The organism is Actinocrinis puniceicyclus (genome assembly GCF_018283645.1).
Taxonomy (GTDB): Bacteria; Actinomycetota; Actinomycetes; order Streptomycetales; family Catenulisporaceae; genus Actinocrinis; species Actinocrinis puniceicyclus.
On sequence record NZ_JAGSXH010000001.1, the window covers coordinates 88,356 to 102,135 of the forward strand.

Annotated in this window: 8 protein-coding genes and 1 pseudogene; 5 read left to right on the top strand and 4 right to left on the bottom strand. The window is 70.6% G+C overall.

Translation table 11 applies throughout. The annotated features are described in order from the left end of the window. Nucleotides 1-94: 94 nt before the first annotated feature. Nucleotides 95-919, top strand: a complete 825-nt coding sequence (locus KGA66_RS00500; protein ID WP_211463244.1) for a class I SAM-dependent methyltransferase — start codon at nt 95-97, stop codon at nt 917-919. A gap of 255 nt (nt 920-1,174) precedes the next feature. Here KGA66_RS00500 and KGA66_RS00505 read toward each other — a convergent pair whose 3' ends face one another. After that, nucleotides 1,175-1,582 (bottom strand): hypothetical protein, encoded by a 408-nt coding sequence (locus KGA66_RS00505; RefSeq protein ID WP_211463245.1) that lies wholly within the window; start codon nt 1,580-1,582, stop codon nt 1,175-1,177. 386 nt (nt 1,583-1,968) lie between these two features. Here KGA66_RS00505 and KGA66_RS00510 point away from each other — a divergent pair, with 386 nt between their 5' ends. The 3 genes and pseudogenes from KGA66_RS00510 to KGA66_RS31915 all read left to right on the top strand — a co-directional run. Further along, nucleotides 1,969-2,463 (top strand): NUDIX hydrolase, encoded by a 495-nt coding sequence (locus KGA66_RS00510; protein ID WP_211463247.1) that lies wholly within the window; start codon nt 1,969-1,971, stop codon nt 2,461-2,463. Between the two features lie 165 nt (nt 2,464-2,628). Next, nucleotides 2,629-3,444, top strand: a complete 816-nt coding sequence (locus tag KGA66_RS00515) for a hypothetical protein (RefSeq protein ID WP_211463249.1) — start codon at nt 2,629-2,631, stop codon at nt 3,442-3,444. Between the two features lie 3,467 nt (nt 3,445-6,911). After that, nucleotides 6,912-7,895 (top strand): annotated as a pseudogene (locus KGA66_RS31915) (DnaJ C-terminal domain-containing protein); the annotation flags it as partial. Between the two features lie 83 nt (nt 7,896-7,978). Here KGA66_RS31915 and KGA66_RS00525 read toward each other — a convergent pair. The 3 genes from KGA66_RS00525 to pflB form a co-directional block, all read right to left on the bottom strand. After that, the gene (locus KGA66_RS00525; RefSeq protein WP_211463251.1) at nt 7,979-9,139 is read right to left on the bottom strand and encodes a cation:proton antiporter; all 1,161 of its coding nucleotides are present in this window, start codon (nt 9,137-9,139) and stop codon (nt 7,979-7,981) included. A 117-nt stretch (nt 9,140-9,256) separates the two neighbouring features. Further along, a complete protein-coding gene (pflA, locus tag KGA66_RS00530; RefSeq protein ID WP_211463253.1) occupies nt 9,257-10,081 on the bottom strand; it encodes a pyruvate formate-lyase-activating protein in 825 nt (274 codons plus the stop codon). A gap of 212 nt (nt 10,082-10,293) precedes the next feature. Further along, a complete protein-coding gene (gene pflB, locus KGA66_RS00535) occupies nt 10,294-12,570 on the bottom strand; it encodes a formate C-acetyltransferase (RefSeq protein ID WP_211463255.1) in 2,277 nt (758 codons plus the stop codon). 580 nt (nt 12,571-13,150) lie between these two features. On the opposite strand from pflB, the gene KGA66_RS00540 reads away from it, so the two are divergent. Next, nucleotides 13,151-13,774, top strand: coding sequence for a hypothetical protein (locus KGA66_RS00540; RefSeq protein WP_211463257.1), 624 nt, complete (start codon nt 13,151-13,153; stop codon nt 13,772-13,774). Nucleotides 13,775-13,780 lie beyond the last annotated feature (6 nt).

Here is a 13,780-nt window from a genome sequence, read left to right on the forward strand (position 1 = left end):
CGCGTCACTCCTCGATCTCGCTCGGCTGCTCTCGTGGCTCACCGCGGACCTTACCCGATTGACTAATGGGCAATCGCCCATTCATAGTGGGCGGATGACCACTATGACTCCGGAGCCGTCGCCGCCCGCCGGGAACGAGCCGCATCGGGCGCGGGAGATCGCACAGTCCTTCGGGGCGGACGCGGATCGTTATGACCGCGCCAGGCCCGGCTATCCCGACGCCCTGATCAAGCGGATCGTCTCCGCCTGTCCCGGTCGCGACGTCGTCGATGTGGGATGCGGCACCGGTATCGCCGCACGGCAGTTCCACGCCGCCGGCTGCCGGGTGCTCGGCGTGGAGGTCGACGCGCGGATGGCCGATCTGGCGCGGCGGACCGGAACCGAGGTCGAGGTGTCAACGTTCGAAGAATGGGATCCGGCCGGTCGGCGCTTCGACGCGGTCGTCGCCGCCCAGGCGTGGCATTGGGTCGATCCGGTGGCCGGGGCGGGCAGGGCGGCCGAGGCGCTGCGCGAGGGGGGTCGGCTGGCCGCGTTCTGGAACGTCTTCCAGCTGCCGCCCGACCTGGCCAGGGCCTTCGCCGAGACTTATCGGCGGGTACTACCCGAAACGGAGTTCTTCCAGCGGGCCGTTCCCGGGCTGGAGGTGTACGCGCCGATCTTCACCAAGGCCGCCGCGGGTATCGAGCAGACGGGCGCCTTCGACGAACCGGAGCGGTGGAACTTCGCCTGGCAGCGTTCGTACACCCGGGACGAATGGCTCGACCAGGTGCCCACCTTCGGCGGCCACAGCCGCTTTCCAGCGCAGACGCAGCGGGATCTGCTGGCGGGCCTCGGCGCCGCGATCGATTCGGTAGGAGGCAGCTTCCTGATGCAGTACGCGACCGTGGCCGTCACCGCAGCGCGTAAAACAGTCTCCTGACCAACGCTGGGGCTTCCCTCAGCCCGCAGGCCGGCCGCCGGCGGGCGCGATCGCGGTGCGCGGCGCCGCGCTACTTCGTTCGCCGGCGCCGCACTGCGTAATCGGTGCTGGTGGCTCTTGAATGCAGTCCGGCCGGGCACGCGTGCGTAAGCACACGAGAATGGGAGTTCCGCCGAGTACCGGCGACCGGTACTCGGCGGAAGGCTCTCCATATCCGGATATCTGGGCGGACCGGCCCTTACGCGACCGCTTCGATCAGTGTCCGAAGACGTGCGGCCGGTGGCGTCGCCGCGGCGTGGTGGCGGCGACGTCGGTCTGCGTGGCGGTCACCGCGGGGTCGCCCTCATAGCTCCCGGTGTCGCGCAGCCGGTTCGCCATGGCGTCGCGCTCGGCCAGCGCGGCCGCCGTCTGCCGGCGCTGCTCGCGCCGGGAGACCCTGCGCCGCCGAGCCATCGCCGCGCCGCCGCGCATCATCAGCAGCCCAAGGCAGAAGATCAACGCCAGCACGATCCCGGAGATGAAGATCTCCAACGTGTTGAGCGTCCCGAGCGTGTTGCCGAACATGGTCACGGTGTATTCGGGGCCGCCGCTCGCGTTGTACGCGATCAGCAGTCCGGTGAACGCCCCGGCCGCGCCGGCCAGTAGGAGTCCTAGCAGCAGCATTGCCCTCACCTCACAAGGAATCGACGTATCGCGGATAACCGCGCTGACCCGGTCGAAACAGTCCCTCGCGCGCTTTCATGCGGTTTGCGCGGCCACGGCCGCCCGGAACGGCGACGAACCGCGGACGCGCGCTGCGCGGGAGCCGAGCAGTTCGTCACCTCGACCTGCCCCGCGGTCCCATCCGTTGACGGCATGACGGCTGGCCGTGGGCGCGCTCCCGCCGCCGCCGGAGCGTTCGTGTTTCCCGACCAGCGGCTCGGGTTTCTCGACCGGGCCGAAAACACGCGCACCAGGTCCCCGGCATCGGGTTGAATAAGACCCATGCCGACCTCGTGGGATCCGGAGTGTTTGGAGCCGTCACGGCCGCGGACCCGTCTGGAGGAGTCGTGACGATCTTCCGATGGATCAGCGGTGCCCGGCCGACCGACCTGCAAGTGCGCCAGGTGTACGGCTTCTGCTTCGACGAGCGGGGCAGGGTGCTGCTCCGGGTGGACGGCGAGGACTACGGCCTACCCGGTGGCAGGCCGGAACGGGGTGAGGACGCCACCGCGACGCTCGCCCGGGAGTGCATGGAGGAAAGCCAGATCGAGATCGCCCGCCCGCTGTACTTCGGCTACCTGCGCGTCACCGACGACGGCGGCCCGCCCTACGCGCAACTGCGCATGGCGGCCCGCATCACCGCGTTCCTGCCCCGCCACCCAGATCCGGACACCGGACGCACGTACCGCCGCCTGCTCGTGCCACTTTACAAGGCCCCTGCGTTGCTGGGTTGGGGCACGGACGGACTGCTGCAGGCGGCCGGAGCCGTACACGCGGCCGAACTGCTCGGTATCAATCCCGACGCGGCTCACGACGAGGTGTGGCGCGACGAGGCGATCTGACCGGCGGCGACCGCCCGCCGACGGGCGGTGATCACGGCCGGCCGTGCCGCACGAGCTCTGCGAAGCACGAAAAGCTGTGAACCCGCCGCCGCGCGGGCGAATTCGATTACGATGCCGAAGGGCTCTCATACATACGACTGTGCGTAAAACCGAGGTGGTGGCGGCGTGACGCGGATCGTCGGTGTCCACGGGGTCGGCAACCACCTGCCGGACCTCGACCCGGCCGGGGCGGGCGCGCAACTGGCCTCCGCGTGGAAGCAGGCGCTCGCGAAGCGCCAGGGCACAACGGTCGAGGTGCATGTCGCGTATTACGCCCATCTGCTGAATACCGAGGCTGCGCAAGGTCTGAGCGACGACGGTGACCCGACGGCGCCGTCCCTTGACGCCGCGCTCGCCTGGGCTCGCGCGCTCGGTGCGCCGCCGGAGATCGCGCAGGGCCGTCTCACCCGTCCCGTGCGGCAGATCGCGGAGTGGATGGCGACGCGCTACGGCCTTGACAGCAAACTCGTGCGCTGGTTCGTGGCCACCTTCCTCGCGGAGGTGGAGGCGTATCTCGGCGAGCGCGAGGGCGCCGCGCGCCACGAGGCCCGGCTCATCGTGGCACAGGCCGTCGAGCGGCAGTGCCCGGACATCGTGATCGCGCACTCACTCGGCTCGGTCGTCGCGTACGAGGCGCTTTGCACCCTCCCCGCGGGCACGGTCGGTCTCTTCGTCACGATCGGTTCGCCGCTGGCGATGCCGGACGTCGTTTACGACCGGGTGGAAACGGCCGGCGCTCAACCCGCGCCGCGTCCCGCCGCGGTCGAACGGTGGATCAACGTCGCGGACGTCGGCGACCTGGTGGCGGTGCCCTCCCGGCTGGCCGGGCGTTTCGACGTCGACGCGGACCTGTCGGAAACGATCGGCGTGTTCGACTTCCACCGGGCCCGCAAGTACCTGGAGAGCAGGACGGTCGCGGCGATGATCGCGGCGGCGCGATGACCGACACCGACACGCCCGCGTCCCCGCGACGCAGGGCCCTTAGTCTCGGCGTCAGCACGTTCGGCGCGCCGGGACCGGGAGCCGGCGGCGAGCCGCAGCCCGGTGCTCTGCCGAACCTCGGTTTCGTGCCGGCCCGGGTCACGGCGGTCACCGCCGCGCTCACGAAGTTCGGCTACGAATGCTCCTCCCCGAGCCACGCCACGAATCTGACCGGCGCGGCATTGGCCGACTTCATCTGGAACGCCGCGCGCGACCTGGGCCCGGACGGGATCCTGGTCGTGCACATCCTGAGCCATGGACACCTGACCGGCACCGGCACCCTCTACGCGGTGGGCGCCGACGGAAAGCACGACCCGCTCAGCGACGTCGGTGCCTGGCTCAAGCGGATCGCCGAGTTCGACGATCATCCCCGGACCCTGTTTCTGCTCGACCTGTGTTACGCCGGGGCGGTGACACGCATGTCCTGGCAGCTCAAGACCGCCGACGAGAACAACCGGGCGTGGGTCATCGCCGCGTGCGCGCCGTATCAGGAGGCGTTCAACGGCCGCTTCACCGAGGCGGTGGCGAACGTGCTGCGGGATTTCGCGGACAACCGTGTCGACATCGACCGCACCTGGCGGCACATCCCGCTCACCACGGTCGCGCGGGAGATCCGCCGCGAGGTCATCCGGCTGGCGCGGGAACGCGCGGCGCTGCCGCAGGAGGTCACCGGAACGCTGGTCGACATCGCGGCGGATCTGGCCGCGCTGCCGTTCTTCCCCAATCCCCGCTACCGGGACGGGGCGCGCGCGACGGTGCTGCCGAAGGTGGACGTCGCGGTCGCGCCGTTCGTCGACGACGCCGACGAGATCCTGGACGCCGAGCACTTCATCGAGCGCGCCGCGGGCCACGGCGCGGCGCTCCCGGCGAGCGGCGTGGGGTGCTTCAGCGGCCGCCGGCGCGAACTGCGGGAGCTGTCCGCCTGGCTGGACGGGCACGACGCGGACGGGGACGGGGACGGCGCGATCCGGTTGCGCGTGGTGACCGGCAGCCCGGGTGTCGGCAAGTCCGCGCTGCTCGGGGTCCTGGTGTGCGCGGCGCATCCGGTGCTGCGCGAGCCGACGAGCGCGATCTGGCGGCACGTGGACCGCTGGCCGAGCCTCAACCGGAACCTGGCCGCGATCCACGCGAGGCAACGGTCGCTGGACGACATCTGTGCCTCGCTCGCGCGCCAACTGGGGCTGGCGGGCGACGATCTCGCCGGCGGCGTCCCCCAGCTTCTCGACCTGATCTGCGAGCGCGCCGAACCGCCGACCGTGCTCATCGACGCACTCGACGAGGCCGAGAACCATCAGGAGGTGCTCGACGGGCTGCTGTTGCCGCTCACCCGGCGCGACCGCGCGGACGGACGCCCCGCCTGCCGGTTGCTGGTGGCGCTGCGGCCTTGGCCGGAGTTCGACGCGTTCCGCGCGCTCGCAGCGGTGCAGGGCGGGTTGACCGATCTCGACGCGATCCCCGTCGAGACGGTCCGGTACGACCTGGAGAACTACATCAGTGATCTGCTGCGCGGCCACCCGCCTTACAACGAGGTGGAGTACGCCGGGGCGCGGCAGACCTTCGCGGCCGCGGTCGCGTTGACGTTGACGGGCGATCGCGGCCCGAAGGACTCGAAGGACTCGAAGGACTCGAAGGACTCGAAACAGGGTAAGCAGTGGGGCGAGTTCCTCGTCGCCGGGCTCTACGCGCGCCATCTGGTCTCCACGTATCAGCCGATCCAGGATTTGAAGCAGGCTTCTGATCTGGGTAGGCGGGCGCCCGGTTCCCTGCCGGAGCTGCTTGAGCTCGATCTCGCCGCGCGGACCGAGGACCCGTGGCTGCGGCCGATACTCGCGGCGCTCGCGCACGCACGCGGCGAGGGCATGCCCGCGCGCACGGCCGCGCAGGCGGCGCGGGCCTTTCGCCGCGTATGGGAACCAACGAGGCCGGACAAGTCGGGGCAGTCGGAGAATTCGGAGCCGGTGGAGCAGCCATCGCAGCAGCCGGGGGATCAGTGGATCAGCGCGACGCTCGACACCGCGCGGTTCTACCTGCGGCGTTCCGCGGACTGCGACGGGACGACGCTTTACCGGCTCTTCCACCAGGGCCTGGCAGATCACCTGTGCGCTCACCCGGTCGACCGGGACAGCGGCGCCCCGCCGCAGCGTGACATGGTCGAAGCCTTACTCGCACCGCTCGCCGTTCCGGGCGGCGGCGCACGCAGGTGGGACATCGCCGAGCCCTACATGCTGCGGCACGCCGCGCAGCACGCGGTCGAGGCGGACTGCGTCAGCCTGCTGACCGATGACCTCGAATTCCTCGTGTACGCGGATCCGGGCGCGGTGACCGCGTTTCTCGAGACGCATTCGCTTCCCTGGCTCGATGCGGCCGCTTTCGCCGAGCTGACCTCGTCGCCGCAGGCGGCCGCGGAGACCGGTCGGCGTCGTGCCGTCGCGCTGGCGGCCACGCTGCGCGGCGCCGCCGGGATCGCCGCCCGCCTGCTGCGGCCCAGCGGCCGCGCGCCGTTGGCGTGGGAGCCCGTCTGGGCGTGTGGAGCCGAGGCGGCCGACGACGAGGAAGCCACCGACGAGGAGCCGGAAGCCGAACGCGAGGGATACCGGGTCACCGCGATCGCCGCCGCGCAGGACAGCTGCGTCGTCGCGGTGGGCCGTGAAGACGGAACGATCACGCTGCACGACGGCCGCGACGGGACGGTGAACAGCACCCTGAGATCCGATGACCAGGATCCGATCATCGCGCTGGTGCTCGGAAGATTCCTCGGACGCGACGTGGTCGTCTCGCTGACGCTCCGGGGCTCGCTCGGCTTGCGGGACGCCGGGACCGGATCCTGCATCGCGTCGCGGTTGATCGGTGCTCCGCCGGACGGCGCGATGCTGGACTTCGCGGTCGTGGCCGGCAGACCGTGCGTGGTCGTCTCACACGCCGGCCGGTCCACCGTTCTGGACTTGTCCGCGGACCCGGGCGTACCGCCGCCGAGGTGGAAATCGGCGCGCGGCAGCGTCGAGCTCGCCGTGCTCGACGGTGTTCTGGTCAGGGTGCTGGTCGGTCCCGATGGTCCGCGGATCGCCCGGCCCGATGCCGATCACGCTGAGCACACCGATGAGGCCGCTGAGCCCGCCGGAGGCACAGCGCGCATCTCGCGGTGCTTCACGGTGCAGGACAACACGCTGATCGCCGCCGCGACCGACGAGGGAAGCCTGGCGGTCTGGGATGTGGTGTCCGGTGCCCTGCTCGACTCCCTTCCCGCGGGAGGTTCGGTGGATTCGATCGCCGCGACACCTGAAGGCGACCTTCTGGTGCAGGCCGCCGGCAGAGCGGTCCTGTATTCGTACCGTGGCAGCGCGGCCGCGACCACGAGGGTTGATTTCGACGGCTTGGGCGAGCTGTGGCCCGGGCCCGAGAAGGCTCAGATCGAGGGCACCCGGGACGACGAGGTTTTCGTCCCGCCGGAAGGACTTCAGTCGGACCTCGACGCCGGCGGCGAGGCGGCCGGTGCCGAGACGGTGGACGGCGAGACGTCCGGCGACGCCGGCGGGGGCACCGGCTTCGGCGACATCACGGACGCGTTCTTCGGCGGTGCGTCTCGCGGGCCGCGCTCGCGGGTGCGCCGCGGCCGCGACGCGCTGGTGCGGGTCGAGGTGGAGCTGAGCGAGGCGGCCTTCGGCGCGCTGCGCGACATCCAGTTCGACACCGCCATCGCCTGTCCGACGTGCGCCGGCGGCGGCGCGGATCCGGGCACCCCGCCGGTCACCTGCGACCTGTGCCGCGGGCGCGGCGAGGTCTCCCACGTCAGCCGGTCGTCCCTCGGCCAGGTGATGACCTCGCGGCCGTGCCCGCAGTGTCAGGGCTATGGCACGCTCGTGCCCGCGCTGTGCATCGCGTGCGACGGGGTCGGGCGGGTGCGTACCCGCAGGACGCTGACCGTGAAGATCCCGCCGGGCGTGGAAGACGGCACCCGGATCCAGCTGGTCGGCGAGGGCGAGGTCGGCCCGGGCGCGGGCCCGGCCGGTGATCTGACCTTGGAGATCGTCGAGCAGCCGCACCCCGTCTTCCGGCGCCGCGGCTACGACCTGCACTGCACGATCGCCGTCCCGCGGAGACGCGCGTCGCTGGGCACGAGGATCCCGCTGGAGACCCTGGACGGCCCGGTGGATCTCGACATCCGTCCCGGCACCAAGTCCAATCAGGAGTTCACCCTGCTCGGCCGCGGCATCCAGCACCGGCACAGCCCGGGCCGGGGCGACCTGGTGGTGCACATCGAGGTGCATCCCCCGAAGCACATCGACCCGGCGGACGAGCCACTGATACTCACGCTCGCCCGGCAGCAGCACGGCGAGCAGACCCCGGGCAGCACCGCCGGACCGGGTCAGCAGGGGCTCTTCTCCCGGCTGAAGGACGCCTTCAACGGCAACTGAGTCAGCGCACGATCGAATCAGCCACGATGAGGAATCCGGCCGCGTCCCGGCATCTGGACGAGACGAGCGCCGTCACGGCAGCCTCACTCGGCCTGCGGCGCAGCCGGAGCGCGGGCGAGGTCCACCTCACCGCGGGCGCGCGCCGCCGCCCAGCCGGTGGTGGCGATCGTGACGAGCGCCGCCGCGAGGATCGCGCCGCCCTCCGCCGGACCGAGCAGACCCGCGCGCGTACCGATCGTGACCGCGGCGATCGGCACACCGAGCTGCGCCGCCGCGAGCACGGCCAGCAACGCCGGCTGGTGCAGCGCCACGACCGCACCGTGCGCCGCGAGCGTACCGAGCGCCAACGCCCCGGCCAGCGCGATCATCCGCGGATGTCCGGCCACGGCACGCAGGTCCAGCGAAGCTCCGAGCCACACGAAGAACAACGGCCCGAGGAACCCGTCGGTCACCGCGAACAACTGCCGGGCCAGCCGCCGCGGCTCCCCCTCGGCGGCCAGCGCCAGCCCCGCCGCGAACCCGGCCAGCATGATCGACACGCCGAACCGCTGCGCCAGCCCGGCCAGCCCGAAGACCGTGATCAGCTGGACCCGCAGTTCCAGCCCGAAGTTGCGGCGGTGGCTGATCCTGTGCATGCGCTTGAGCCATCCGCGCCTCGCGAACCAGCGCATCACCAGCAGGATCGCCGCCGCGGCGCAGACCACCGCGAGAACGCCGAGCGCCGCCTTTCCCGCGCGCTCGGGCTGCTCGGCCAGCGGCAGCAGCACGATGCAGACCGTGTCCGCGAGCGTCACCTGCACCACGGTCGCGAGCACCGGCGGCGCGCCCAGCCCCGCCTCGTCGATCACTGGCATGACCAGCGCGGCCGAACTCGACGCGAACAGCACCGCGTACAGCAGCGCGTGCCCGGTACCCAGCAGGTCCGCCACACCATAGCCCGCGCCGACCGCGACCGCGCCGGTGAGCAGCGCGAGTTGCGCACCGCGGCGCAGCGCCACGCGCAGCGCAGGGTCACGCAGCGGCACATGGCTGCCCGCCACCAGCATGATCAGGCCGAAACCGGCGGAGCCGAGGAAGGAGAAGACCGGGTCGCCCGGGTCGGTCCACCCGAACCCGGTTCGCCCGGCCACCACCCCGGCAGCGAGTTCTCCGACTGCGACCGGGATGCCCGTGCGCCGCGGTCCCGCCAGCAGCGGCCCGGCCAGTCCGAGAGCCAGGACAAGCGCCAACCCGGCCAGACTCACCGCTGCGCCTCCGCTCCGCCGCCCGCCATGGGACCATCCTGACAGGTACCGGATGTGCGGCGGTGATGGATGCCCGCTGACCGTGCGCGGCCCGAGCCCGGCCGCGCGCCGGTCCGCTCAGAACACTGCCAGCCCTTCGGCAGCGAACAGCTCGCGTGCTTCCCGCACCTGCCGCGCGCTCGGCGGCGCGGTGGTGTCCAGCGGGAACGGCAATCCGAGCGCCGCGTACTTCGCCGCGCCAAGCTTGTGGAACGGCAACACGTCGACCCGCTCGACGTTCCCGAGCGAGGCCGCGAAGCGCGCCACACCCGTGACGTTCTCGGCGGCGTCGGTCAAGCCCGGGACGAGCACGAAGCGCACGTGCACCGGGACCGGAACCGGCAGATCGGCGAGCCGCCGCGCGAAGGCGAGGGTGGGGTGCAGGTCGCGACCGGTCAGCCGCCGGTACAGCGCCCGGTCCCAGGACTTCACGTCCAGCAGCACCAGGTCGGTGGCGGCCAGCAGCGCGGCGTCGGCGCGCGCCCCGAGGAACCCGGAGGTGTCCAGCGCGGTGTGCAGCCCCAGTTCCTTGAAGCCGCGCAGCAGCGCCGCGGTGAACCGCGGTTGCAGCAGCGGCTCGCCGCCGCTGACCGTCGCCCCTCCCCCGGCCGCCCGGATGAAGGGCACATATTTGCCTGCCTCCGCGACGAGCCGCGCGGACTCGACCCGCTGCCCGTCGCGCATCCGCCAGGTCTCCGGGTTGTGGCAGTACAGGCAGCGCAGCGGACAGCCCTGGGTGAAGACCACGAACCGGGTGCCCGGTCCGTCCACGCCTGTGGACAGGTCCCAGGAGTGAACGGAACCGAGTACGGAACCGGGCTCGGAATCAGGGTAACCATCGACGCCTGATTCAACGCCGCGGACGGCGAGTTCAGCGGTCAGGAGGCAGCCGTCAGCACTCATATCAACTCGTACCTTGTCCCAGTCATCCACAGCGATTCGTGCTGTGCCCGATGCCACTCATGGCGACTCGTGCAGTGTTCGATGCCACTCATAGCGACTCGTGCAGTGTTCAATGCCACTCATAGCGACTCGTGCAGTGTTCAATGCCACTCATAGCGACTCGTGCAGTGTTCAATGCCACTCATAGCGACTCGTGCAGTGTTCAATGCCACTCATAGCGACTCGTGGAAGGTCCGGCTGATCACATCGAGCTGCTGCTCGCGGGTCAGGCGCACGAAGTTGACCGCGTATCCGGACACGCGCACGGTCAGCTGCGGGTAGTTCTCAGGGTGCTCCATCGCGTCCTCGAGCGTGGCGCGGTCCAGAACGTTGACGTTCATGTGGTAGCCGCCCGAGCTGAAGTACCCGTCGAGGATCCCGGAGAGGTTCGCGGCCCGCTCCTGCGGCGCGCGGCCGAGACCGGACGGCACGACCGTCGTCGTCAGCGAGATGCCGTCCTCGGCGTGCTCGTACGGCAGCTTCGCCACCGACAGCGCCGCCGCAACCAGGCCATGGCGGTCCCGGCCGTTCATCGGGTTCGCACCCGGGGAGAACGGTGCGCCCGCGCGCCGGCCGTCCGGGGTGTTGCCCGTCTTGTGGCCGTAAACCACGTTCGAGGTGATGGTCAGCACCGACTGGGTGTGCCGCGCGTCCCGGTACGCCGGGTAGCGCCGGATCTTCGCCATGAACCGGTCCACCAGGTCCACGGCGATCGCGTCGGCCCGCTCGTCGTTGTTCCCGTAGACCGGGTACTCACCGCTGGTCTCGAAGTCCGTGGCCAAACCGGCCTCGTCCCGCAGCACCCTGACCCTCGCGTACTTGATCGCCGACAGCGAGTCCGCGGCGACCGCGAGCCCCGCGATACCGCAGGCGAGGGTGCGCTCCACGTCGCGGTCGTGCAACGCCATCTCGATGCGCTCGTACGCGTACTTGTCGTGCATGTAGTGGATCACGTTGAGCGCGTGCACGTACGTCTCGGCCAGCCAGTCGAGCATCTTGTCCAGACGCGCCTCCACCTCGTCATAGTCCAGATACTCGCCGGTGACCGGCGCGAAGCCCGGCGCGACGAGCACGCCGCTGCGCTCGTCCCGGCCGCCGTTGATCGCGTACAGCAGCGCCTTGGCGAGGTTGACCCGGGCGCCGAAGAACTGCATCTGCCGGCCGACCCGCATCGCGGACACGCAGCACGCGATCGCGGTGTCGTCACCGGTGCACTGGCGCGTCAACTCGTCGGACTCGTACTGGATCGAACTGGTGTCGATGGAAACCCGCGCGCAGAACTCCTTGAAACCCTGCGGCAGCCCGCTCGACCACAACACCGTCAGGTTCGGCTCCGGCGCCGGCCCGAGGTTGTAAAGGGTCTGCAGGAAACGGAAACTGGAACGGGTCACCAGCGGCCGACCGTCGACACCGGTGCCGCCGATCGTCTCGGTCACCCAGGTCGGGTCGCCGGAGAAAAGCTCGTCGTACTCCGGGGTGCGCAGGAACCGCACGATCCGCAGCTTGATCACGAAGTCGTCGACCAGTTCCTGCGCGCCGCGCTCGTCGAGCAGCCCGGCGGCCAGGTCCCGCTGCAGGTAGACGTCGAGGAAGGTGGAGACCCGGCCGAGTGACATGGCCGCGCCGTTCTGCTCCTTGACCGCGGCCAGGAAGCCGAAGTAAAGCCACTGAATCGCCTCGCGCGCGTCCGCCGCCGGGCCCGCGATGTCGAACCCGTACGAGGCCGCCATCTGCTTGAGCTCACCCAGGGCCCTGATCTGCTCGGCCAGTTCCTCGCGCAGCCGGATCGTGTCCTCGTCGGCCCAGCGCTCGTCCAGTTCGGCGCGCTCCGCCCGCTTGGCGGCGACCAGCCGGTCCACGCCGTACAGCGCGACGCGGCGATAGTCGCCGATGATCCGGCCACGGCCGTACGCGTCGGGCAGGCCGGTGATGATCCCGGCGCGGCGGGCCGCGAGGATCTGCGGGGTGTACGCGTCGAACACCCCGTCGTTGTGGGTCTTGCGGTACTTGGTGTAGATCTCCGCGATACGCGGGTCCGGCTCGACGCCGTACGCCGCCAAGCCGTTGGCGACCAGCCGCCAGCCGCCGTTGGGCATGATCGCCCGCTTGAGCGGCGCGTCGGTCTGCAACCCGACGATCAGTTCATTGTCACGGTCGATGTAGCCGGGCGCGTGCGCGGTGATACCCGCGGGAGTGTGTACGTCCACGTCGTAGATGCCGCGTTCCTGCTCGACCGGGAACATCGCGGTCAACTGCTTCCACAGCGCGGTGGTGCGTTCGGTGGGGCCGGCCAGGAACGAGCCGTCGCCGTCGTACGGGGTGTAGTTGGCCTGGATGAAGTCGCGCACGTCGATCGTCTCGCGCCAGCAGGCGCCGGCGAAGTTCCGCCAGGCGTTGCGCGCGTCGGGCGCACCGTGCTCTTTGAGGTCCTGGTCCAGGATCGCAGTCATCGTATTTCCTCATCGTCGGGCCGGGGCAGTCACCTGCCACGCCTCCCATGATCCAATGGACATGACCAGCGCAACAGGACCGGCGGGCCCGGGGACTAGGGACAAAAGACCCTCGGCATGCGGCCTGAGCGAAGCCGTATACGTGCACAGAGACAGCCCCGTGGCCGGACGCGCGGAGACGGCTGGGGCGCAAACTCAGCGCGCACAAAGGCGGTGGGCACCGCACGCTGCTGCGGTGCCCACCGGTCCGTGGGGTTCGAGAAACCCACTGGCGGAAAGGTCCGACCCACTTCTCGCGGATCCTGATTGCGCGGTGCGCGGCTCGAAGCCGTTGCTCCGCGTCTCGGTTCTTCGAACCTTCCCGCCGACTCCACGACACCAGATCCGGCGGGCGGTGCCCAGTGCCGAAAGTCCCGAGGTGAGCGCCCACCACCGCGCACCGGCGCGTCGCCGCCAGGGGATGACCATCGGCGCCGCCGATCGGGTCTTTCAGCACACTGCGGCGAAGCCGTGCGCGCACGACACTCGATATCGACAGACGAGAGCGCACCCACAGCGTAAGTGGATCGGAGCGATCCCCATGGCGACACAGCATGGACTACACGGATTCCACGTCGGCGGCCGGTTCAACTGGCACGCCCGCACCGAGATGGCGACGACGGCGCGCGCCGGGACGCAGGCGGCCGTCGGGACGCGCGAGGCGGCGATCGCGACGCTGCGTGTCGGCACCGGATTCATCTTCTTCTGGGCGTTCCTCGACAAGACCTTCGGCTTGGGTTACTCCACCCCGTCCGCGCGCGCCTGGATCCACGGCGGCTCGCCGACCAAGGGCTTCCTGTCGAGCGTGGACGTCGGGCCGTTCCAGTCGATGTTCCACGCCTGGGCCGGCAAGCAGTGGGCCGACTGGCTGTTCATGATCGGGCTGGCCGGCATCGGCGCGGCGCTGATCCTCGGCATCGGGATGCGTATCGCGACGGCCGCCGGCGTGCTCCTGGTCGCGCTGATGTGGTTCGCGGTCTTCCCGCCGGCGCGGCACACCGCCACCGGCACCGCCACCGGGTCGACCAACCCGTTCCTCGACGAGCACGTCCTGGAGGCGCTGGTGCTGGTCGCGCTCGCCGCGTTCGGCGTCGGCAGCCGCCTCGGCCTCGGCTCGATGTGGCAGCGGATCCCCGTCGTCAAGCGGCACCAAGCGCTGCGGTGACGGCGC